The 24,780-nt window shown below is 61.0% G+C and carries 11 protein-coding genes and 1 pseudogene; 4 read left to right on the forward strand and 8 right to left on the reverse strand.

Features of this window, described 5'->3' with window-relative positions; all coding sequences use genetic code 11:
- The coding region (locus tag GV819_RS06425; protein WP_161754647.1) for a non-ribosomal peptide synthetase at positions 1–9,391 on the forward strand (9,391 nt) is incomplete at its 5' end.
- The gene (locus tag GV819_RS06430) at positions 9,388–16,503 is read left to right on the forward strand and encodes an amino acid adenylation domain-containing protein (RefSeq protein ID WP_161754649.1); all 7,116 of its coding nucleotides are present in this window, start codon (positions 9,388–9,390) and stop codon (positions 16,501–16,503) included. The genes GV819_RS06425 and GV819_RS06430, both read left to right, overlap by 4 nt.
- A gap of 448 nt (positions 16,504–16,951) precedes the next feature.
- Here GV819_RS06430 and GV819_RS06435 read toward each other — a convergent pair.
- A pseudogene (locus tag GV819_RS06435) lies at positions 16,952–17,257 on the reverse strand (OprD family outer membrane porin); the annotation flags it as partial.
- Between the two features lie 240 nt (positions 17,258–17,497).
- Between GV819_RS06435 and GV819_RS06440 the strand changes: the two are divergent.
- Entirely contained in the window at positions 17,498–17,800 is a 303-nt protein-coding gene (locus GV819_RS06440; protein ID WP_161754651.1) for a hypothetical protein, read from the forward strand.
- Positions 17,801–18,207: 407 nt separating this feature from the next.
- Here the strand turns inward: GV819_RS06440 and GV819_RS06445 are convergent, their stop codons facing one another.
- From GV819_RS06445 to GV819_RS06475, 7 genes are all read right to left on the reverse strand, one after another.
- Complete coding sequence (locus GV819_RS06445) at positions 18,208–18,471, reverse strand: acyl carrier protein (protein ID WP_161754653.1); 264 nt, start codon at positions 18,469–18,471, stop codon at positions 18,208–18,210.
- 14 nt (positions 18,472–18,485) lie between these two features.
- Positions 18,486–19,226, reverse strand: coding sequence for an SDR family NAD(P)-dependent oxidoreductase (locus tag GV819_RS06450; RefSeq protein ID WP_161754655.1), 741 nt, complete (start codon positions 19,224–19,226; stop codon positions 18,486–18,488).
- Positions 19,223–20,515: a beta-ketoacyl-[acyl-carrier-protein] synthase family protein gene (locus GV819_RS06455; RefSeq protein ID WP_161754657.1), complete on the reverse strand. Its 1,293-nt coding sequence runs from the start codon at positions 20,513–20,515 to the stop codon at positions 19,223–19,225. Before GV819_RS06455 ends, GV819_RS06450 begins: the two co-directional genes overlap by 4 nt.
- Complete coding sequence (locus GV819_RS06460; protein WP_161754659.1) at positions 20,508–20,939, reverse strand: 3-hydroxyacyl-ACP dehydratase FabZ family protein; 432 nt, start codon at positions 20,937–20,939, stop codon at positions 20,508–20,510. The genes GV819_RS06455 and GV819_RS06460 overlap by 8 nt, the downstream gene beginning before the upstream one ends.
- Before the next feature lie 94 nt (positions 20,940–21,033).
- Positions 21,034–21,648 (reverse strand): hypothetical protein, encoded by a 615-nt coding sequence (locus GV819_RS06465; protein WP_161754661.1) that lies wholly within the window; start codon positions 21,646–21,648, stop codon positions 21,034–21,036.
- A gap of 13 nt (positions 21,649–21,661) precedes the next feature.
- Positions 21,662–22,018 (reverse strand): hypothetical protein, encoded by a 357-nt coding sequence (locus GV819_RS06470; protein WP_161754663.1) that lies wholly within the window; start codon positions 22,016–22,018, stop codon positions 21,662–21,664.
- A gap of 776 nt (positions 22,019–22,794) precedes the next feature.
- Positions 22,795–23,373: a hypothetical protein gene (locus GV819_RS06475; RefSeq protein WP_161754665.1), complete on the reverse strand. Its 579-nt coding sequence runs from the start codon at positions 23,371–23,373 to the stop codon at positions 22,795–22,797.
- Positions 23,374–23,779: 406 nt separating this feature from the next.
- Between GV819_RS06475 and GV819_RS06480 the strand changes: the two genes are divergently transcribed.
- Positions 23,780–24,760 (forward strand): response regulator, encoded by a 981-nt coding sequence (locus GV819_RS06480; protein WP_161754667.1) that lies wholly within the window; start codon positions 23,780–23,782, stop codon positions 24,758–24,760.
- Positions 24,761–24,780 lie beyond the last annotated feature (20 nt).

Here is a 24,780-nt window from a genome sequence, read left to right on the forward strand (position 1 = left end):
GGGGGACGGGGTTGGGGTATCGCTGCCGCGTTCGACGCAGATGCTGGTGGCCTTGCTGGCCATCGCCAAACTCGGGGCGACCTACATCCCGATGGATCCCGATTATCCGCAAGAACGCCTGAACACCATCGTTGAAGTGGCCAAGCCGGTTCTGCTGCTGGTCGAGCACACGGGGCGCTATTGGCCCGCTCGCGGGGTGAGATGCTGCGCACTGGACGATGCACAGGTGCGGACGTGGATCAGTCGCCAGTTTGCGCAAAACCCCCAGAGGGCGGCTAGTCATGCGCTCGATGCGGCCTACGTACTGTTCACCTCGGGTTCTACCGGGACGCCCAAGGGCGTGGTCATTCCCCATGGCTGCCTGAGCAACTTCCTGTTCTCTATGCAGCGGCAGGTGCAACTGCAACCAGGCGACCGTTTTCTGGCGACCACCACCTTGAGTTTCGATATCGCCGGCCTGGAGCTGTTCCTGCCGCTGATCAGCGGGGCGCAGGTCATCATTGCCTCCCGGGAGGTGGCGGTCGACCCGGTTTTGCTGGCGGCGCAGATCAGCCACCAGCGGATCACCCACCTGCAAGGTACGCCTGCCCTCTGGCAGGGTCTCGTGGAGCACCAGCCACAAGCCTTGGCGTCTCTGACAGCGCTGGTGGGCGGTGATTCGCTGTCCAATCGCCTGGCCGGAGACATGTGTCGCCTGGCGCACCGGGTCTATCACGTGTACGGCCCGACCGAGACCACGATATGGTCCACCTTGCACAGGTTGGACAGTGACGCCGGCGATGCCTTGTCGATCGGCAGCCCGATCCTCAATACCCAGGTTTACATTCTCGACTCGGGCCTGCAGCCGCTGCCTTCCGGCCAGGCCGGCGAGCTGTATATCGCCGGACAGGGGCTGGCACGCGGCTATCTTTCGCGACCGGACATTACCAGTGACCGTTTTGTCGCTAATCCCTATGGGGGCAAAGGCAGCCGGATGTACCGCACTGGCGACCTGGCGTATTTCGGCTCGGACCAGTGCCTGTACTTCCTGGGACGTGCTGACAATCAGGTGAAAATTCGCGGTTACCGTATTGAACTGGGGGAGATTGAAGCGGCGCTGGGACTTTGCCCCGGGGTGAAAAGTGCGGTGGTCGTGGCCCGGGCCGAGCCAAAACAGTTGGTGGGTTATGTGGTGGCCGATGAAGGTCAGGCGTTATCCAGTCGAAAACTGCGGCAGGCGATCGGCGAGCAGCTGCCGGACTATATGGTGCCTGCGGCGATCATGATATTGCCGGCACTGCCCTTGACCCCCAACGGCAAAATCAATCGCGCGGCGCTGCCTGCGCCGACGTTCGAGGCCCGCAGCGCGCAAGGCGCCATAACCTCCCAGGAACAGGTGTTGTGCGGTGTGTTTGCCGAGGTGCTGGCAATCGCGCCACCGGGAGTTGACGAGAGCTTCTTCGACCTGGGTGGCCATTCGCTGCTGGCGATGCAATTGGTCAGCCGCCTGCGTTCGATATTCCAGGTGGAGTTGCCGTTGAAGGCCGTGTTCGATGCGCCTACGGTCGGGCAGTTGTGTGAGGTGATTGGCCGCAGTGGGCTTGCCCCCTTGCGCCCGGCGCTGGAACAACGGCCACGCCCGGCGCTCCTGCCGATGTCTTTTGCCCAGCAACGTCTGTGGTTTCTCGAGGAAATGTCTCCCAGCTCCGCCTATAACATGCCGCTGGTCCTACAGATCGAGGGGGCGCTGGACGAGATGAGCCTGCGTCTCGCCGTGCGGGATGTGCTGTTGCGCCATCAGAGCCTGCGCACGTTGCTGTTGCGGCAGGAGGGCGTGGCGGTCCAGCAGGTTGTCGAGGCCACGCGACTGGTGTTTCAGCTCGAGCGTCAAGAGGTCAAGGCCGATCAGGTGCAGCAGTGCGTGCTACAAGCCAGCCGGCAACATTTCCAGCTGTCTCGGGAGTTGCCGGTCAAGGGTGTGCTCTATGCCCTGGATGCCGAACACCATGTGTTGCTGTTGCTGGTCCACCACTCGGCGGGAGACGGTGGTTCGCTGCGGCCGCTGATGAACGATCTGGCCACGGCGTACCGCGCCTGGAGCCAGGGCGGTGCGCCGGACTGGCAAGCGCTGCCCGTGCAATATGCCGATTATTGCCTCTGGCAACGGCAATTGCTGGGGGATGAGCAGGCTCCGAGCGCTACCGGCCAACAACAGATCCAGTATTGGAAACAGCAACTCGCCGGTCTGCCTGACGAACTCAGCCTGGCCACCGACCATCCTCGTAGAACGTTGCCGACCCATCAAGGGGCCCAGGTCGCGCTGGAGTTACCGGCATCGCTGTATCCGGCACTCCTGGGGCTGGCGCAAAGCAACGGCGCCAGTCTGTTCATGGTGCTCCAGGCCTGCCTGGCGCTGTTTCTCCATCGTATGGGAGCGGGCACCGATATTCTTCTGGGCGCCCCGGTCGATGGGCGAACGGATCAGGCGCTGACCGATTTGATCGGCTTCTTCGTCAATACCCTGGTGCTGCGTACGGACCTCTCCGGGGACCCCGATATGCCGACACTGATTGCCCGAGTGCGGGAGACCACCCTGCAAGGGATCGCCCATCAGGACGTGCCCTTCGAGCGGATCGTCGAAGAGCTCAATCCCGTTCGCTCGCTGTCCCGGCATCCGTTGTTCCAGATCATGCTGGTGTTGCAGAACCACGAGCGCTCCACGGCGGACTTTTCCCCGCTGAGAGTCGAACAGCAGGAACTGGAAGCCACCACGGCAAAGTTCGACCTGTCATTCGTCTTCGATGAGGATCGTGCGGCGGGGCTGCTGCGCGGTCATATCGAATACTCCACGGACCTCTACGAGGCGCGCACCGTAAGCGCTTTTGCCGAGCGTTTTGCCAGGCTGCTCACGGCCGTTGTCGAGCAGCCGCAGCAACGCATCAGCCAGTTTGCCTTGCTGGCGCCAGCAGAGCGCAGAGATGTGTTGCAGGCATGGAACGATACCTGTCGCCCGCTGCCTGAAGGCTCTCTGGCGACCTTGTTCGAGCGCCAGGTACGGCGTACACCTGAGGCGATCGCGGTCAGCGCGGGGCAGCAGCGCTTGAGTTATGGGCAGTTGAATGCCCTGGCCAACCGGTTGGCCCATCGACTGCTGGCGCTGGCCGACGGTGGCGAGCCCTGTATCGGCCTGCTGCTGGAGCGCTCGATCGAATGTGTGGTGGCCATGCTGGCGACGATCAAGGTGGGCGGCGCCTACGTGCCTCTGCGCCCTGGCGACCCTGTCGAGCGCCAGCAAATTATGCTGGATGACGCGGGTGTGCGGATTCTGCTGAGCGACTCGGCCATCGGGATGCCGGCCCTGCAGGTGGAACATGTGGTGTTCGTCGATGAAGACGCTACCTTGCCTGCCGGGGATTTCGCTGATCCGCAGCGTCAAGTTGCCCCAGACAGTCTGGCTTACATCATGTATTCCTCGGGTTCGACCGGCACCCCGAAAGGGATCGCGGTTACCCAGGGTAATGTCATCAGCCTGGCCTGCGATCAGTCTTGGCGCCAGGATGACTATCAACGGGTGCTGCTGCATTCGCCGATAGCGTTCGATGCCTCCACCTTCGAGTTCTGGGTTCCCTTGCTGCATGGCGGGCGGCTGATCGTCGCCCCCAGGGGCGAACTGGATGTCGCCAGCCTGGCGGACATCATCGTGCGTGAGGACGTCTCGGCGCTGTGGTTGACCGCAGGCTTGTTCCGCCTGATCGCCGAAGAGGAGCCAGATTGCCTGGCCGGGGTTCGGCAGATTCTGGCCGGAGGCGATGTGCTGCCCAAGGCCGCTGTTGCCGCCTTGCTCGCCCGTCATCCACACCAGACGATCATCAATGGCTACGGCCCGACTGAAGCCACCACCTTTACCACGCTGCACAGGATGCGCTCGAAGCCGCCGCAAACCACCTCGGTGCCCATCGGCTCGCCGCTGGACAATACCCGGGTCTATGTCCTGGACAACTATCTGCAGCCGGTTCCGGTGGGGGTCCAGGGCGAGTTGTATATCGCCGGTACCGGCCTGGCCAGGGGGTATGTCAATAACCCGAGGTTGACTGCCAAACACTTTGTCGCCAACCCCTTCGGTGCCCCGGGCGAGCGTCTATACCGCTCCGGCGATCTGGTGCGTTGGCACGCCGATCAGGTGCTGGAGTATCTCGGGCGCAGTGACAGTCAGTTGAAAATTCGCGGTTTCCGTATTGAAACCGGGGAAGTGGAGGCAGTTCTGGCGCAGTGTCTTGGCGTCGCCCAGGTGCTGGTCAAGGACTTCGAGGGCCGCCCGGGCAGCAAGCAGCTCGTGGCTTATGTCATTGCGCAAGAGGGGGCGGATTGCGAGCCGGCGAGTGTGATCGTGCATGCCCGGACGCATTTGCCGGACTACATGGTGCCGGCGGCGGTGACGCTGCTGGAACAGTTCCCGCTGACGGCCAATGGCAAGATCGATCAGCGGGCGCTACCGGCGCCCGAGTTCACCGGGGGGCAGGGGCGTCATGCACGCAACGCTCAGGAGGACCTGCTGTGCCGTCTGTTCGCCGACGCCTTGGGGATTGACGCGGTCGGCATCGACGACAATTTCTTCGAGCTGGGCGGGCACTCGCTGCTGGCCATGCGCCTGATCAACAGTATTCGCAAGGCGTTCAATGTCGAGTTGAGTGTGCGCAGCCTGTTCGAGGCGCCCTGTGTGGCGCAGCTCGGCGAGCAGTTGACGCAGGGCGCTCCGGCCCGTCCGGCCTTGCAGGCCAGGCCGCGTCCGGAACAACTGCGGTTGTCCTTCGCGCAGCAACGGCTGTGGTTGATCGATCGCATCGAGGGTCGTAAAGCCACCTACAACATGCCGCTGGTAGTGCACCTCGATGGCACTGTGGATGAGCAGGCGCTGGCGGCAGCCTTGAACGATGTGGTGCAGCGCCACGAGTCGTTGCGCACGCAATTTCATGAGCAGCCCGATGGCCAGGTGTATCAGTACATCGTCGGTGCCGAGGCTTCGGCCTGCGAGCTGCTTTGCCACGATGTGACCGCCGAACAGCTGCCCGGCGCGCTGGCGCAGGCCAGCCTGCATCTTTTCGATCTGGCCCGGGAAAACCCGTTCCGCGCCTGGCTGTTCCGCCAGGACCAGCAACGGTCGGTGTTGTTGCTGTTGATGCACCACATCGCCAGCGATGGTGCTTCTCTGGAGCCGTTGATGGAGGACTTCTCGGCAAGTTACAACGCTCGCCTCCAGGGGCAGGCGCCACAGTGGCGGGCGTTGAGCGTGCAGTATGCTGATTACACGCTCTGGCAGCATGAGCTGCTGGGGGATGGACACGACGCGCAAAGCACACTGAGCCGGCTGCTCGATTACTGGAAGCAGGCCCTCGACGATCTCCCTCAAGAGCTGCCGCTGCCATTTGACCGGCCACGCGGGTTGGCCGCCAGCTACCGTGGCGAGCACCTGTACTTCCAGATCGAACCGGCCCTGCACCAAGCCTTGCAAACCCTGGCGCGCCAGCACAATGCAAGCCTCTACATGCTCCTGCAAGCAGCCTTGTCGGTGCTGCTGAACCGCCTGGGAAGCGGCACCGACATTCCCTTGGGCATGGCCATTGCCGGGCGCACCGATGCCGCGTTGGCACCCTTGGTGGGGTTCTTCACCAATACCCTGGTGCTGCGCACCGATGTATCCGGCAATCCGTCCTTCAACACCTTGCTCAAGCGCGTGCGTGAGCAGGCGCTGCAGGCGTATGCCCACCAGGAGGTACCGTTCGAGACGCTGGTCGAGGCCCTCAACCCGGAACGCTCCCTGGCCCGCCATCCACTGTTTCAGGTGATGCTGGTCCTGCAGAACCAGGCGAGGGGGGCTCTTGAGCTGGATCGGCTGCAGTCGCGGGTCGAGGTGCCGCAACTGCCGGTGGCCAAATTCGACTTGACCTTCAATATCATCGAGGGACCGTTGCACGATGGCCTGGCCGGTGAACTCAGAGGGGAGATCGAATATGCCACGGACCTGTTCGACGCACAGACGGTCAGTTGCATCGCCGGTTACTTCATCAACCTGATCTCGGCCATCGTACAGGCTCCGCACACGCCGATCGCGCAACTGCCGATCCTGGCTCCACAGCAGCGTCAGCAGATCCTCGTCGACTGGAGCGCCAACCATCGCGAAACGCTGCCGGCCAGGACCTTCCCCGAACAGTTCGAGTATTTTGTGCGGCACAGCCCCGATGCGCCGGCGCTGCTCGGCGATGGCATCCGCCTGACCTATGCCCAGCTGAATCAGCGAGCCGAGCGGCTGGCGCGGCATATACGGATGCAGGGCATCGGCGTCGAGGACGTGGTGGCTATCGCCTTGCCACGTTCGGTGGAGATGATTGTCAGTCTGCTGGCGATCCTCAAGGCCGGCGCTACCTACCTGTCGCTGGACCCGGACTATCCGCAGGAGCGTTTGCGTTACATGCTGGAAGACGCCGCGCCCCGGCTCTTGCTCAGCGACCGAGCGACCTCGGACAAACTTTCCGCCGCCTGCCCGTGCGTGTATCTGGATGACCCTCAGACTCAAGCGCTGTTGGCCAGCCTGAGCGACAGCCCGGCCGTTTCGCTGTCCAGCGGCCTGCAGGTCGATAATGCGGCTTATGTGATCTACACCTCAGGCTCCACAGGGCGGCCCAAGGCGGTGTGGGTGACCCATCGAGGCATCAACAGCCTGGCGACGAGTGTGCGAGAGGCATTCAAGGTCACGGCCCAGAGTCGTGTTCTGCAGTTTGCATCGCCAAGCTTCGACGCGGCGTTCTGGGACATCAGCATGGCGCTGCTCAATGGGGCCAGACTGGTCATCGCCGATGCCGACAGCCTGTTGCCGGGCGAGGCCCTGAGTCGGCTGATCGACGAGCAGGGGGTGACCCACGCCACCTTGCCGCCCGTTGGCCTGGCGGTCATGCCCCGCGAGAATACGCTGCCAACGCTGAATACCCTGGTGGTAGCAGGCGATGCCTGCCAGCCGGAACTGGTCGAGTACTGGTCCAGGGGGCGACGCATGATCAATGCCTACGGCCCCAGCGAGGCCACTGTCTGCTCGACCATCAGCCCACCCTTGGCAGGGCGCACCCCGCCGTCCATCGGCTCACCAATCATCAACAGCCAGGTCTATGTCCTGGACCGCTACCTGCAACCTGTGCCACCGGGGGTGGACGGTGATCTGTACATCGCTGGCCAGGGGCTGGCCCGCGGTTACATGAAACAGCCCCAGCTGACCGCGGAGCGCTTTGTGGCCAACCCCTACGGGGCATCGGGAAGCCGGATGTACCGCAGTGGCGATGTGGCTCGCTGGCGCACCGATGGCCAGTTGATCTTTGTCGGGCGGGCGGACCAGCAGATCAAGATTCGCGGCTTCCGGGTCGAACTGGGGGAGATCGAGTCGGTATTGCTGCAGCACGCGGCGGTGGCTCAGGTCGCGGTCATCATGCGCGAAAGTGCCTCGGGCAATAAGCAGTTGCTGGGCTATGTGGTTCCCCATGACGCGGATTTCGATCCGAGGAACCTGCGTCAGTATCTGCTCGCGCAGTTGCCGGATTACATGGTGCCCGCCGCGCTGATCAAGCTCGAGAGCATTCCGACGACACCGAATGGCAAGCTGGATCGGCGTGCGCTTCCCGAGCCCGAGCTGACTCAGAGCGATGCGCGCAGGGCACGTAACCAGAAGGAACAGACGCTCTGTGAGCTGTTTGCCGAGGTGCTTGGCCTGGCACAGGTCGGGATCGATGACAGCTTCTTCGAGCTGGGTGGCGACAGCATCACGGCGATTCAACTGGTGGCACGTGCCCGGCTCAAAGGCTGGCGTCTGCTGCCCCGGCAGATATTCGAACACAAGCACCCAGCGGCCCTGGCCCTGCAGCTCGAGCCGCTTGACGAGGCATCTGGAGAGGAGCAGATCGCCGCTGTCGGGACCTTGCCGGCCACGCCGATCATCCACTGGCTGGCGGACAATCCCGGTTCAATCGAGGGTTTCGCTCAATCGGTATTGCTCCAGGTGCCCAGTCAACTGAGCGCACCGGCGTTGCGTCAGCTCATGGCATTGCTGGTGCGACATCACGATGTGCTGCGGCTGCGAGCGACACGTAGCACAGGTCAGCCCTGGCAGTTGGAAGTCCTAGGCACCGATCAGGCCGAGTCGGCACTGACGCTGCAAGTGGTCAACGCCGCGGCGCTGGATGACGAGCAGTTGCGCCAGAGTATCGTGACCCATGCCGAGCAGGCCAAACGGCGGCTGTCGCCCGAGCAGGGGCGCATGACGGCGGTGGTGTGGTTCGAGCGTGGGCCGGACAAGCCGGGGCGCTTGCTTTGGACCTTGCATCACCTGGCGGTGGACGGGGTTTCCTGGCGCATCCTGGTGTCCGATCTGGAAGCGGCCTGGCAGGCGCTGGTCGCCGCCAGAACCCCCGTGCTGGCTCCAGTACAGACCTCATTCCGTGCCTGGGCCCACAGGCTGGCGGCCGAAGCCGCGGGGCGCGCCGAACAGCTGCCGTATTGGACAGGGGTATTGAGTTCGTCCGACCCGCTGTTGAGTGCGCGCGCCCTCGACCCTGGTCAAGACACCACGCAGCACAGCTCATCCCTGCAGGTCGAGTTGCCTGGAAGCTTTACCCAGCCTTTGCTCGGCAGTGTGCCGGCGCTCTTCCATGGTGGGGTCAATGATGTACTGCTGGCGGCGTTTGCCCTGGCTATCGGCGATTGGCGTCGACGCTTCACGGTCGGGCAGGGCACGCCGGTTCTGCTGGATGTCGAGGGCCATGGTCGAGAAGCCATGGCCGGCACCGAGCTGTCGCGCACGGTCGGTTGGTTTACCAGTCTGTACCCGGTGTGCCTGGATCCGGGGCGGGTGCGGATCGAGGATCCGGCCAGCCTGGGGCAGGCGATCAAACGAATCAAGGAACAACTGCGTCAGGTGCCCGGCAATGGTCTGGATTTCGGGCTGCTGCGTTATCTCGATCCGACGACGGCGCCGCAATTGGCCGCCATGGGTAGCAGGCAGATCGGCTTCAACTACATGGGCCGCCTGGCGGCCGGCAACGAGCGCGACTGGACGCCGATCAAGGACTCGGTCCTGCTCGATCCGGCGGCCGATGCCGATTTCGCCTTACCTCATGGAATTTCATTGAACGCGGTAGCCCAGGAGCGCTCGGGAGAGACGGTGCTGGTCGCCAATTGGACCTGGGCCGTGCAGCTGTTCAGCGCCACTGATATCCAGGCTCTGGCCGAGCGTTGGTTCCACTGGTTGCGAGCATTTTCCCAACTGGGCAAAACATCTGGAGTCGGCGGGCTGACGCCTTCCGACCTGGGCATGGTTAGCGTGGAGCAGTTGGCTCTCGACAAATTGCAAAGCAAGTGGAAGAAGAAAAAATGAATATTGAAGTGGTTGAAATACTTCCCCTGTCTCCTTTGCAGAAAGGCTTGCTGTTCCATCTGCTCTACGACAGCGAAGGTAGCGATGCCTACCATGTCCAGCAAGTTTTCGAGCTTGCGGGAACGCTGGACAGCGCGACTCTCAAGCATGCCGTGGAATGCCTGCTGCAACGCCATCGGCATCTGTGCGCGGGCTTCGAGTATGAAGAGTTGGCCGAGCCGGCGCAGATCGTCCTAAGCGGGTTACCGCTGCCATGGCGCGAGATCGACCTCAGCCAACTGTCCCCGCAGCTACAGAGACAGGCTCTAGACAAAGAGCTGCAGGCCGATTATGCGCAGCGCTTCGACCCTCAGGACCCGCCATTACTGCGTTTTACCCTGATCAGGCTCAGCGACAGGCTTCACCAACTGGTGTTCACCAATCATCACCTATTGCTCGATGGCTGGTCGATCCCCGTGCTGCTCAAGGAGTTGTTCAGCCTCTATAACACTGGCGGTGACAGTCGCGGGTTACCTCCTGCGACGGCCTATCGTCAGTACCTGCAGTGGCTGAGTGAACGCGACCAGGAGCAGATGCGACAGGTGTGGTCGGACACATTGGCGGGGTTATCCAGTCCTACCTGCCTGGGCAAGGGCCGGGTGAGTCAGGACAAGCGCCCGCAGGCCCTGTGCCATGACTTGAGCAAAGACCGTAGCTTGCAACTGGTGCAGTTGGCCAAGCGCCTTGGAGTCACCCTCAACACCTTGATCCAGGGGGCTTGGGGCGTCTTGCTGGGAGAGATGAGCGGCACTCAGGATGTAACGTTCGGAGTCACGGTGTCCGGGCGTCCGGGGGAGTTGGAGGGGGTCGAGCAGATAGTCGGTCTGCTGATCAATACCATGCCGTTGCGCTTGCGCTTTAGCCTGGCGGAGTCCTTCTCCACGTTGCTGCAACGGGTACAGGCGGAGCAGGCCAGGCTCCTTGAGCACCAATACTTGGAACTGACCACGATTCAGACCGACAGCGGTCACGAGAAGTTGTTTGACACCCTGGTGGTTTTTGAAAACTATCCGTTGCTGGACGGCACTAGCGATTCGCCAGAAGCAGCGCTGGCTATATGCTTGGCCGGGCATACAGGAGGCGACGCCTCGCATTACCCGCTGGGCCTGGTCGCTGTACCAGGCGAGCAATTGCAGCTGCGTTTCAGTTGGCTGCCGTCGTTGTTCGATGACAAGTCAGTCGCGCGGCTGGCGGAGCGCTTCGAGTATCTGCTGCAGGCGATGGTCGAATACCCCGACCGCCCCATAGGCCTATTGCCTTTGCTGTTGCCACGGGAACAACAGGCCCTGCAATGGCCGGAGATGTCGAGCCCACAAATAGGCGCCAGCTTGACACGGATCTTTGAGGAGCAGGTCAGGCAGACGCCGCTGGCCATTGCCTTGAGCGCTGAAGGTGGCCAGATAAGTTACGCCGAGCTTAATCGCCGTGCTAACCGTCTGGCGCGGTATTTGGTGAGCCAGGAGGTGGGGTGCGAGGAAGTCGTGGCGCTGACCCTGACACGCTCGACAGAGATGATCGTGGCCTTGTTGGCGGTGCTCAAAAGCGGGGCAGCCTACTTGCCGCTGGACCCGCAGAGTCCCCCGGAGCGGATCGCGTTCATTGTGTCCGATGCGCAACCACGGCTGCTGCTGACTCAGCGCGACGTCGGACAGTGCGTAGATTCGTGGGTGCCCTGTCTGGTGCTCGACGACGAGAGCGGGCGGGCGCTGATCGACGGTTTCGACGGTGAGGATCTGCAGGCCTGGGAGCTGGTTCGGCCCATGAGCCCCGACAACCTGGCTTACATCATCTACACCTCGGGCTCTACTGGAAATCCCAAAGGTGTGTTGATCTCCCATCGAAATGTAGTCCGTCTGTTCGCAGCGACCCAACACTGGTTTCATTTCGACAGCCTGGATGTCTGGACGTTGTTTCACTCTTACGCTTTCGATTTTTCTGTCTGGGAAATCTGGGGCCCGCTGTTGCACGGCGGTCGCCTGCTGATAGTACCCTATGAAGTCAGTCGCTCGCCCTTAGCGTTCCTGCAACTGTTAGTCGATGAACAGGTGACGGTGCTCAATCAGACGCCGTCGGCGTTCTATCAAATGATCGAGGCCGATCAGCAAGCGCCGCAGCAGGGTGATCGACTGAGCCTGCGCTATGTGATTTTTGGCGGCGAAGCCCTGGACCTGGCACAGGTCGAGCGCTGGTATCTGCGCCATGCAGCGGATACGCCGACGCTGGTGAATATGTATGGCATTACGGAAACCACCGTGCATGTCAGCTACCAGGCATTGCATGAGGAATTGGTGCGCAACCAGCGTGACAGCCTGATCGGTGGGGCGATTCCCGATCTACGGATCTATGTCCTGGATGATGCCCTGCGTCCGGTGCCCGTCGGGGTCGAGGGCGAGATGTACATCGCCGGAGCCGGACTTGCCCGGGGTTACTTGAACCAGGTCGAACTGAGCGCCACGCGGTTTGTCGCCGATCCTCACGGTGCACCGGGTACGCGCATGTACCGCTCCGGTGACCTGGCCTGCTGGCGCGAGAATAACAGTCTCAGCTATCTCGGCCGAGCCGACCAGCAGGTGAAGATTCGTGGCTTTCGCATTGAGCTGGGGGAGATCGAGTCGGTCCTGGCCGAGCATGTCCAAGTGGCCAACGCGGTGGTCTTGCTCCGCGAGGATCGTCCAGGCCAACAACAGTTGGTTGCCTATGTCACGGCCCATGAGGAGGCTGGGGTCGATACTCAGGTCTTGCGTGAGTACCTGGTCAGTCGCTTGCCTGATTACATGATGCCAACGGCAATAGTGTCGTTACAGGCTTTCCCGTTGACCCTCAATGGCAAGCTGGACCGCCGCGCCTTGCCCGCACCGGTGTTACACAGCCAGGGGGGGCGACGTCAGCCAGACAGCCCGCAGGAGGAAATCCTCGCCAGCCTATTTGCCGAGGTTCTGGGGGTGGAAGCGCTGGCGATGGACGATGACTTCTTTAGCCTGGGTGGTCATTCATTGTTGGTCATGCGCCTTATCAGTCGGATCCGCACTCGTTTTGCAATCGACCTGCCGATTCGGGCGGTGTTCGAAGCGCCTTCAGTGGCGCAACTGGCAAAGCGTCTGGGCGATGGCCAGCAGGCACGACAAGCATTGACGGCGCAACCGCGCGAGGCGTTCCCCGCGCTGTCGTTCGCACAGCAGCGCATGTGGTTGCTTGATCAGCTGGATGATCAAGCCACGTACAACATGCCTTTGGCGTTACGTTTGCGAGGCCCGCTGCAGCCGCTTGCGCTGCAAGGGGCACTGAACGACCTGCTGGCTCGACATGAGATCCTGCGCACGCTTTATTGCCTGCACGAGGAGCAACCGTATCAGCACATTCTTGCGCCAGATGCGGCCCTTATCGAGCTGGAGTGTCATAGGTTGGTCACTGATGACCTGGCGCAGCGGCTGGATGCGGCTGCCACCTGCGATTTTGATCTGAGCAAGGATCTGCCTGTTCGTGGATGGCTTTTTGCATTGCCCGAAGCACAGGAACACGTCCTGCTGTTGGTGTTCCATCACATCGCGTGCGACGGCGGCTCATTGTGGCCGATCTGGCGAGATCTGGCCCACGCCTATCGGACACGCTGCAGCGCGCAACCGCTGCAGTGGCAGCCATTGCCCGTGCAGTATGCGGACTATGCCTTGTGGCAACAGAGGCTCCTGGGGGATGGCAGCGACCGGCAAAGCCAAATGGCCAGGCAAATCGACTTCTGGGTCGAGACCCTGGCGGGTACGCCCGAGGAAGTAACGCTGCCGACAGATCGGCGTCGGCCATTGGTGCTGAGCAATCAGGGCGGGCGTGTCACTTACCGGATTGACGAGCCACTCTACAAACGCCTGAAAACCGTGGCGCAAGAGGAGGGCGTGACACTGTTCATGTTGTTGCAAACCGCTATGGCGAGTCTGTTGAGCAAACTCGGCGCCGGTAATGACATCACCCTCGGCTCGGTGGTGGCGGGGCGCACCGAAGAGGCCCTTGCCGAACTGGTGGGCTTTTTCGTCAATACCCTGGCGATACGTGTCAGTACGGCGGGAGATCCGGCATTCAACGCACTGCTGACACAGCTGCGCGAGTATTCGTTACGGGCCTACGCCCATCAGGACGTGCCTTTCGACCGCGTGGTTGAAGCTTTGAATCCGCAGCGCAGTCAGTCGCGGCACCCGCTGTTCCAGGTCATGCTGGTGCTACAGAACAACAGCCATGGCAGCGCTGATTTCCCAGAGCTGCAGGTCACTGCCGAGCCGATAGGCTTTACCCCGGCCAAATTCGACCTGACCTGCAATTTCGACGAGTGCATGGATGCGCAAGGCCAGGTCATCGCGCTGGAGGCACAGGTCGATTACTCCAGTGACCTGTTCGATCACGCGAGCATAGTGGCCTTCACCACCTACTTCCTGCGGTTGCTGGCCCAAGTCGCCGAACAGCCCGGGCAGCACTTGAGTCAGATCGAACTGCTGAGCGAGGCTCAAAAGCAACACTTGCTCGGCAGCCATCGGCGCACGGCATTGCGCTTGCCCAACCTGGATCTTGACGCGCTGTTCGCCAGGCAGGTCGCGCGTGCGCCGCACGCAATAGCACTGGTCTGCGAGCAGCGAAGGCTGAGCTACGGAGAGCTCGATGCCAGGGCCAACCAATTGGCACAGCACCTGCTGGCCCGTGGCGTACAACTCGAGTCCGGGGTTGGGTTGTTGATGCAGCGTTCCGTTGAATGGGTCATTGCCACATTGGCAGTGATCAAGGCTGGCGGCTTTTATGTGCCGCTGCGCAGCAGTGATCCACAGGAGCGCTGGCAACACATCGTTGACGAGGCGCAGTTGCGCATCCTGCTGGTCGATGAGGCGCACGCGGCCATAGCGTTGCCTGAGGTTGAACTGATAGAGACGGTGATGGCTGGCAGCGTGTTGAAGGGGAGCACGGAGGCCATCGATCGCCCGCACCAGAATACGCAAAGCCTGGCCTACCTCATGTACACCTCAGGTTCCACCGGCGAACCCAAGGGGATTGCGATTAGCCACGGTAATATCATTGCCTTGGCCTGCGACCAGCGCTGGTGTGCCGTAGAGCCGCGCCGGGTATTGCTGCACTCGGCCCATGCTTTTGATGCGTCGACCTACGAGCTGTGGACCACCTTGCTCAATGGACATCAGGCAATCATTGTGCCGGGCGATGAGCTGGACGTACCGAGCCTGACCCGTGCCATCGTCGAGCATGAGGTGACAAGCGCCTTTCTAACCTCGGGGCTTTTCCGCCTGTTGGCTGAGGAGCAAGTGGCTTCGCTGCAGGGTCTTCAGGAGGTATTTACCGGCGGCGAAGCCATCTCGGGGGATGCGGTCCGGACGGTTCGTGAGCGCTGGCCATCGATCGAGATCTCTAATGTGTATGGGCCGACGGAGACCACCACTTTTGTCACCAGCCATCGGATTACCGACATCGATGCTCCATACACTTGCATTCCCATCGGTCTGCCGTTGGATAACGATCGACTGTATGTGTTGGACGAGCAATTGCAAGCAGCGGCCATTGGTGCGCCAGGTGAGTTGTACATCGCCGGCAGCGGCTTGGCCCGTGGCTATCTAAAACGTCCCGGGCAGACGTCGGATCATTTTGTGGCGGACCCGTTTGGCCCTCCGGGCAGTCGTATGTATCGCACCGGGGACATCGTTCGCTGGCGACATGATGGTGAGTTGCTCTTTGTCGGTCGTGTTGACCAGCAGGTGAAAATCCGCGGCTTCCGTATCGAGCCTGGCGAAGTGGAAAGCATCATTTGCAGCCATCCACTGATCTCCCAGGCATTGGTAGTCGCCGGGGATAGTGCCCAGGGTGGCAAGCAACTGGTGGCTTACGTGATCCCGGAACCGGGGCAGGTCTGCGAGGCGTCAGTGCTTATTGCCTACCTGAAACAACAACTGCCGGACTTCATGGTGCCGGCGGCGATGATGACGCTGACGAGCTTCCCCCTGACGGTAAACGGAAAGATCGATGTCCGCGCTCTACCGGCGCCCCAGTTTGTCCAGCGACAGGCGCAATTGCCCCGTACTCCCAGAGAAGAGTTGTTATGCGAACTGTTCGCTTCGATTCTGCAACTGGACAGTGTGGGCATCGACGATAACTTCTTCGAGATCGGTGGGCATTCGCTGCTGGCTGCCCGGCTGATGAATCGAGTCGCTACCCGACTGAATGTCCGGCTCGGTATCCGCGCCTTGTTCGAAGCCCCTACGGTTGCCTTGCTTGCCCTGCGCCTGGAAGACGAGGTGCACGACAGTTCGCTGGATGTAGTGTTGCCGCTGAAGCTCGACGGTCAGCACCAACCCTTGTTCTGCCTGCATCCAGGCGGCGGCCTGGGTTGGTCGTATGCGGGGCTGATCCCTTATCTAGGCGACCGTCCCCTGTATGCTATCCAGGCACGTCGACTGAGTACCGGCGAGGCTCCGCACTCTCTCGAGGCAATGGCCCAGGATTATCTGGAGCACATTCGCCGCGTTCAGCCCAATGGGCCCTATGCCTTGCTCGGATGGTCGTTCGGCTGCCATCTGGCGCACAAGATCGCGACCTTGCTGCAGCAGCAGGACGAACGCGTATCCTTCCTGGCATTTCTCGATGGCTATCCGATATGGAATTTGTATCGGCAGATGGAACGCAGCGATGAGGAGAGCCTCAGGGCGTTGTTCGAGTCGTTGGGGGGCGGGCCGCCGGAGCCGGGCGAGGCACTGACCATTGCCAGCCTGAAACTCAGGTTGACATGCACCGAGCACCCTCTGGCCAGCTATGAGGCGTCGTTGTTCGAGCAGATCCTGGCCGAGTTTCGTGATGCGCCACGTCTATTGCGCAGCTTTTCTCCGGATGTCTTTGATCGGGACCTGCTGTTTTTCAAGGCACTAAGCCTGGATGAAGGGGGCGTCTCACACGATCCGTATGGATGGCAGGCCCATATTACTGGTGGGATTACTGTCCATGAGATCAACTGCAGTCATGAAAACATGTTGGGCCCACAGGCCCTGAGTTGCATAGGCCCGAGACTGCAACAAGCTCTGCAGGCTATGGAAGACTGATGTTCGCTTGGTGCGTCAATGATTGGAGCACTGCTGGCCAGGGCCTGAGAAGACGCGCTGGAAAGTGATCAAATGGAAGAAGTAGAGGCCCCTAGGCGGGGCCTTGTGAGTAGGGGGCATTATTGGCTTGCAGTACCCGCTGTAGCATGTGAGTACTGGGGCCGGTGAAAAGATGCTACGGGTGCTTGGCTGACTCGTAGTTGCCCCCATTCAATTCGAAATAGGCGATAGCTGACGGACGCTTCTGTCTTGACTCTCCAGGAAGGAGCAGGTGCTGCGCATGGCTTCGGAATCGTCGTGACCAACGAGCTTCCCCGGCAGCCGATTAGCGTTGATGGTACGGGTTATCCTATGAAGCGTGTGGGGGAGAGGGCCATTATCCCGCTAGCTGCGCGCTATGTGCGACTGGGTGCACAGCAGGAGTTAAGGGCGGGGAAGGCCAACTGGTTCACCAGATCTTGATGGTGTAGTCGATGTTTATTCGTGTTTCGTTGTCACTGCGGAACGTCGAGGCCGCGCTGAACATCCCGCCTACGTTCAGGTTATCGATCTTCCCGGCCTTGGCCTGGCCATCGTCGCGGCTGTTGAACACCCGGATATCAGATCGAAACTTACCCATCCCGAGCGAAAATGTGTGGAGTATCCCGAAGAAGTCTTGGGTATAGATATCCCGTAATTCCGCATGGATTAGTCGCAAGGTCAAGCTGTCAGTCCACCGATAGTCCCCACCGTAGAAGTCGAAACGTTCAGAGTCTGCACCTGGCTTGAAGCGGCCATTCGGCGATGCAAGCTGGACTCGCCCCTACAAAACCGGACACCAACCGAGGATCGCTTTCTTAGCGATCTCAAGCATTTGCTGCTCCCGAAAGGCAGTGTCCCGATGCGCTGCCATAGTAGGCTCCTATGTGCAAACAAAGTCATAGTCCACCACTGGACGTCGGACCGTAAACCCCAGTTCTCAAGGCATGCTCATTTCAAGAGGCTGATAGTAGGCATGATTGAACCAACAGTGGCATTAGATAAATCTGTTAGTGAGGGGCACTCTGTAATTAACCGGAAAACGCGCAAACCATCGTCAATGTATTTTCCGAATATTTCACCTACGAAACTGCTCGTAAAGCAGGCCATACAAGGGTTAGAGGAAATCAGCGTTCAAAAACGTGCATCTAAATCACCGGAAAGACACCATCCATTAACCGGAAAAACGACAGAAATTAACCGGAAATACGTCAACAGCATTGTGAATGCGTACGGATTTACAGCCCCGGTTTCCGGTGAATTAACGACCACTTTGTAGTGTTTTCATACGAACCATGATTTTTTTCTTTAAATTCAATCATATAGATGAAGGCGGGGTGTTCCGTTTAATTAGCGACGCTGACAGAATCAGTGGCTTAGGCAGCTCGTGAACATCCATGACATGACCTGGTATTTAACAAGTGGGCGATGTCAGATGTTCATAAGCAGCACGCGGACCTGAGGTTGCTGACTCAATGCTCTCGAAATGAATGCAACTGTTCATTGATTGATGTTCATAGACCTAGTTTTCCCGGCCCATCTTAGCCTCGCCGCCCAAACCGCTGACGATCCCAATCCAGAGGATGGGGTGGTGGTGGTTTTCAAAAGCCTGGCGGGAAACCGTAGGGTCGCGTCGCCGGCCTTCTTCACATCGACGTGGTGAATCTCCAGCGACCAGGCCATGACTCAGGCGCTCGCGCGGGCGGCCACGGCGCCGCTTAGGGTGTCGATCAGCGCGTCGATGCTCGACAGCGAGTTGAGCTGTTCTACCGGTACCTTGATGCGCAGCTCGCGCATGGCGTCGGAGACGATGGTGATGATGTCCAGGCTGCTGGCGCCGAGGTGGTCGAAGCGCAACTGGGTGTCGATCGGGCCGAGGTCGAGGAAGGCCAGGGCGGTCTCGGTATGGCGCAGAACCACTTCGCGAACCGTCTCGTGGATATCGTGCATTGCGTCGCTCCTTGTTATGGCACCCAGTTCAGGCCACCGGTGAGGTGGATGGCCTGGCCGTTGATGAAGGCGGCCCCGTCGGAGGCCAGGTACAGTACGGCCTGGGCCACGTCGTCCGGCGTGCCGAGGCGGCCGCTGGGGCATTGCCCGAGCCAGTGTTCGAAGGTTTTTGGCGCCGCCGTCTCGCGGCTCATGTCGGTGTCCACCAGGCCCAGCACCAGGGCGTTGGCGGTGATGCCGCGGCGTCCGTATTCGCGGGCCAGGGTCGCGGCCATGGCAATCAGCCCGGCCTTGGACACGTTGTAGGCGATCTGCCCGCTCATGCCGTGGGCGGCCACCGAGGAGAGCAGGACGATGCGCCCGCGGCGACGGGCGATGAAGCCCGGCAGCAGGGTCCGGCACAGGCGGAAGTTGCCGTCCAGGTTGACTTCCATCACCGCCCGCCAGTCGGCGTCGGGCAGCGACACGGCCAGGCTCGGGCGGTTGATCGCGGCATTGCCCACCAGTACATCGATGCCGTCCAGCAACTGGTCGGCCTCTTCGCAGACGGCATCGATGGCGGCGTCGTCAACCATGTCCAGGCGCAGGGCCAGGCAGCGTCGTTGCGGGGCGATCTCGGCCGCGTGGCGCTGCAGCGCGGTGGCGGCCTCGGCGCCCTTGTTCCAGGTGAAGGCGACATCATGGCCAGCCAGCAGCGCCTGTTCGACGATGCGCCGTCCGATGCCGCGGCTGCCGCCGGTGACGAGGAAATTCATGGACGAGGCTCCCAGCGACCGAGGATCGCCACACAGTTGTTGCCGCCGAAGCCGAAGGCGTTCTTCAGCAGGTAGCGCACCGGATGCGCCACCGCGCCGGCGGCGCAGACATCGAAGTCGAGTTCCGGGTCGGGGTCGTCGAGGTTGATGGTCGGGTGCAACTGCCCGGCGCGCATCTGCGCGATGGCCGCCACCAGCTCCACCAGCGGCGCCGACCAACAGGTATGGCCGAGCATGGATTTCGGTGCGTTGACCTTGAGCCGGTCCAGGTGCGCACCGAATACCCGGCGGATCGAGCGCGCCTCGGTAAGGTCGCCCAGTGGCGTCGAGGTGGCGTGGGCGCAGATGAAATCGATATCGCCGGGCTGCAGGCGGGCTTCGCGCAGGGCGGCCTGGATGGTGCGGGTCTGGCCGCCTTCCTGCGGGCTTGGCTGGCGACTGGCATCGGAGCGGGCGGCCACGGCGAGGACTTCGCACAGCGGCCCGGCGCCGCGGGCCTGGGCCAGGTCGGCACGTTCGAGGATCAGGCAGGCGCCGCCGTGGGCCGGGACGAAGCCTTCGCGGCGGCGGTCGAAAGGCCGGCTTGCCTGTTCAGGGTGATCGTTGAAGGAGCGCTGGCTGACCGCCTGCATCAGGGCTAGGGCATGCAGCTCCAGCGGCGAGTAGTCGAGCACCGGGGCCAGCACCACGACCCGTTCGGCATCGCCGAAACGGATCTCGTTGAACGCCGCGCGTAGCGCCAGGGCGCCGCTGGCGCAGGCACCGCCGACGCTGTAGCTGGGGCCACGGATACCGAGGACTTCCGAGGCCACGGCGGCATGGTCGGAGTCCAGCCCGGCGAGGCCGTATTGAACGTCGATATGGTCGGGGTTCTGCTCAAACTGGCGGAAATTGTTGTAGCAGTAGTTCTGGCCGATGTTGTGGCCACCGACGATGATCGCGGTTTCGCCGTCATCGTCTGCAGGCAGGTCGAACAGCCCGGCGTCCTGCCAGGCGCGCCCGGCCATCAGCACCGACAGCGCGGTGGACCAGGGCAGGCGGTTGCTCGCCCGGCGCAGGCGCAGGCGCGACGCATCCGTCAGGCTGTCGGCCAGGGCGGCAAGGCGGGGGCGCGGATCGAAGCCTTCCAGGCTGCCGCCGACTTTGGTCGCGATCTCGCGGTCGAAGCTGCTCCAGCGGCGAATGCCCGAGCGCCCGGCCAGCAGGTTGTCGAGCAGGCTGCCGGGGTCCTCGCCGAGGGCGGTGAGCACTGACATCCCCGTCACTACCACATGGGGCGTTTCAGACATGGCAGCCCTCCATCACCACCACGCTGCGCACCGCGCCGGCGACGCTGATGCGCCCGCCGAAGACCGCCAGCATGCCGTTGTCGTCGAGCATTCGTACCTCGATGTCCATGATGTCGCCAGGGCGAACCTGGCCAAGAAACTGGGCGCCGAATACCCGCGTGGCGAGGACGTCCAGCGGTTGCGCCGGGCAGCCCCTGACCATGTGCAACAGGCACTGGCCGGCCTGGGCGATGGCTTCGCCCTGGAGCGCCCCGGGGTAGATCGGGTTGCCGGGGAAATGCCCGCCGAGCACCGGATCCTCGGGATCGACCCGGCGCTGCGCGTGCAGCACATGGTCGTCCGGGGCCCAGGCCAGGACACGGTCGATCAGGAGAAACGGCGGCCGGTGCGGCAGCATCTGTTCCAGGGGCGGAAAGGCAACCACGGCGGAGGATCCCGCCGTGGCTTGCAGCAGTGGACCGCGACGCAGCCGGGCGAGCGCGGCTGCGACGTTCAGGGCGGCGCTGGTGCTGGCCATGTCAGGCCGCCCGGGCCTGGGTCACGGCGACGGCGTTGTCCAGCACCCATTGCAGGGCAGCGTCGGCTTTCACCTTGGGCACCGCGGCCACCGAGCAGGAGGCGGCGTTGCGGCAGGCAATGCCGTAGTGCTCGTAGCCGGCGAACCACACCGCCTCATAGGCGGCGACGGTGTTTAACGGCGCGCCGTTGCCACTGCGCAGCGCCTGGGTCATGGGTTCCATCAACGCCTTGACTGCACCGCGGTAGCCCTCAACCTGTTGCCGGGTATTGGCGTTGAGGGCGACGCCACGTGCCAGGCTGCGGGTCTCCAACAGGGCCTGTTCGTAGGCGCTGATGACGCTGCTTACGAAGTGGTTGCTTTCCACTGCCGGGTCGCTGCTGGCCGCGTGCTTGGCGAAAGCCAGCGACAGTTCGCGGAATTCCGCTTCGCTGAAGAACTCGTCCTGCAGGGCAAGAAAGACCTTCACCGGGAGCGGGATCGGCAGGGTCGCCAGGATCTCCAGGGGCAGTTCGGTGGCGTTGTACTGGGCGAACATCTCGCGGATCTTCGCCTCGGGGAAATCGTCGCAACGGGCAAGCTGGATCACCCGGTCCACGGACATTGTGTAGCTCATGACGGGCTTCCTCTCAGATGTTGAACAGGGAGTAGGAGACGGTGATGATGTCGCCGGTGCTGGGGAAGGTCTTGTCGTACTTGTACGACGAAACCCTGCCACCGACGCCAAGGATGTTCGCGGAGTTGGTGCCGTTCATGCTGAACTGCAGGATGAAACGGGTGCCGTCCTCGGCTTGGTAGGTGACCTCGCCGGTCGGCGTACTGCCGTTGGCGACGAACACGGTGGTCGCAGTCTTGGCCGGCACCGAGGTCGGCGGGGTGGTGGTCCAGTTGGCGTCGCTGATGCTGTACTTGGTGTCGACCAGCACCAGCCGGCACGAGGTGGTGAGGGTACCGGTGCAGGTACGGTTGGGGGTTCCACTACTCATAAGCGTTCTCCATGATGGCCTAGCTGTGTGGGTGAGTCAGGATGCTGCGGCCAGAAGCGTGCCGGACAAGAAGTCCGCCGAGACACGGCGGCGGCGCTGGGCCAGCTCACGGCATTTTTAAGTTCGCATTACCTTTTCAAACTCTATAAGAACACCCCGATGGAAACTTGCCATTTGGTGCCAAAGGCGCAGCGAGCACATACCACGAAGTGATAAGTCAGTTGGTGTGTACCGATTGCCTCGAACTCAAGGGGTTGAGGGGCTTGGAGGGGGACTTTCCACTCAAATCGCGATTGGCGCAGGACGGCAAAAGCAATTTTGTCGAATCAAGGTCTTACGAAGCACATGAACACATCTGATATAGTCTGTTATTTAACATAATATACATTATGCGAATACTATCATGGCTGTTTGGGGGGCTGTGGCGACAGATTTCAAGCCATGCCTAGATCACTTTGCTGCAGTTCGTGCCTAGGCCTCAGCAATGTGATCTAGGGCAAACCAATCCTGAGTCCTCTGTTCCTTGTAATAGCCAATCCAGAACTCAACTGGCACTGGATCGGAAAATTCCAGTTGCTTGACTCATACGGATACCAGCAGTCGGTGAGCACCTAGCGGCCTCTCTCGAAATTCGTAACGTTTGCAAAAGATCAAGCTGGAGAATGCCAGACTCAAAAAGCTCCAGGCCAAGGCCCACCGGCACATCGAAATACTGAAGGTGGGCTTTGGGTAACCGCAGGCCAAGCGTGAGGCAGTCGCCTGGATGCTCAAGTAGCCTACCGACAGAGCTCTCTGTATTGACTCACGTTGGCAACTGCGGAGTTTAGTGTTGTTATCTTGTATTTAAAGTAGTGGACTGCATCTGCATGGGCGGGTCCAACATTACCGAAATATTCTTGCCAAGCGCTGCCCTTAGTGAGTAAGTCAGAGAGCATGGTTCTTAGGTCGTTTGCTGTCCAAACTGTCTTGTAGCCTTTAACCTCACCAGGAGCTGGATTGTTATGCTCTACATAGTTAACCACCATGTATTGTTTCTCGTAGGCCATGAACACCGTATAGACTATCCCCTGAGGGGCTGACTGCTTGTACCAAGGAATAACGACAAAGTGATGAACTTTTGATCCCGTACTAAAGTGCCAAACAGCTGTCTCCGAATGCGCACCAAGAAATATAAGTGCCTGATTGATTTTTTCATTCATGTTCTTGTCAGTACGTTTAATGACATCATTGCCAATGTCATTTTGCACCTTCCCGTAAACAGCGCAGCTCATTTGAACTGGCACGGAAGGACAATCATTCAGCCCCATGAGTGTATTGTTATTTCTTATAGCCCTGATCAGATCTTCCCCTGTCATGTTTTTTGGCTCCTGCCCAGATGTTCAACACGTTTTTGGAAGTAATAGGATAGCTTTGATCTGCCCTTTATCAAATTCATCAGCGCCCATACAAACTACCCTGCCCTTGCAATGTGGATTTTATAAACAACTAAACTAAATAACCATTTAGTTGAGTTATATTTCAGAGGGTCAACTAAAGGCTCAACTCCGTGCTCTCTTGGTTTCTGCAGAAGACTAACTATTCGATCAGGCACTGCGCAGCTAAGGGTCATCAATAGCGCACGATTGATCTTGATTCAGAGATGTTTCAGAGAGCAGTGCATGCCCTGCTGCGCCTGGTGTGGACGCTGACTTGGCAAGCAGCACGCTAGGTGTCGCCAAAATAAGATAGACTGCCGCCCTATCTTGTTCAGGCCCCCTCGTCATGCCCGCAGAGCATGTTCCCAAGCCCTATACCCTCCTGGCGATCGACGACGATCCGCAATCGTTGATCGTGCTCTCGAAAACCCTGACGACCGAGTATGAAGTGCTGCTGGCGAAGAGCAGTGAGCGTGGTCTGGCACTGGCGCGCAGCGCCTGCCCCGACCTGATCATCCTCGACATCCTGATGCCCGAGATGGATGGCTTCCAGGTGCTCAGCGAGCTCAAGAGCCACCCGGCGACTGCGACCATTCCAGTGATTTTCCTGACCTCGCGCAGCAGCGTCGAAGACGAACGCATGGGCCTGCTGCTCGGCGCCGCCGACTACATCGCCAAGCCGATTTCGCCTCCGGTGGTGCTGGCCCGGGTGGCGACGCAACTGGGTTATCGCAACAAACCCCTGCATGACCTGCAACCCGTCGCGGAGCCCTCGGCCGGCAGTGACATGCGCGACGGTTTTATCAGCGCCCTGGCCTTGCAACTGGCCGGCAATCGGCAGATCCGCCTCGAAGCCCTGCTCGATACCTTGTCCATCCTGCTCGACGGCAGTGTGACCCAGAGCGACTCCGCGGCGTTTCGCAGCGCCGCCTGCCTGGCCTTGATGGGCCTCAACCAGCCGGGCAGCCGTATCGATCAGGCGCTGGCCCACAGTCGGGTGCTGATTGAGGAGATTCTCGCCCACGCCGAGCCGGAAGACCGCACCCTCAACCTCGCCTGGAAAATCACCCACGCCGAAACCGTGCTCAAGGGCCCATGCAGCCCGGCAACGTGGGAGCAACTCCCCCACTCGGCCCGTCTGTTCGCCCTTGCGCTGAACTACCATTTGAACCTGCTCCAAGCCAGTACCGATGACCTCTCCAGTCGCCATGCTCAAGCCATGCGCCAGATGTACCAGCAGCCGGGGTTCGAGCAATGCATCGCCGGCGGTCCGGAGCCGCTCTCGGCGGCCTTGCTGAGGTCTTCACAGACCTTTCTCGACCGTTGAACGGACTGTGAGCCTCGCCA

Source organism: Pseudomonas sp. Fl5BN2 (assembly GCF_009908205.1).
Taxonomy (GTDB): domain Bacteria; phylum Pseudomonadota; class Gammaproteobacteria; order Pseudomonadales; family Pseudomonadaceae; genus Aquipseudomonas.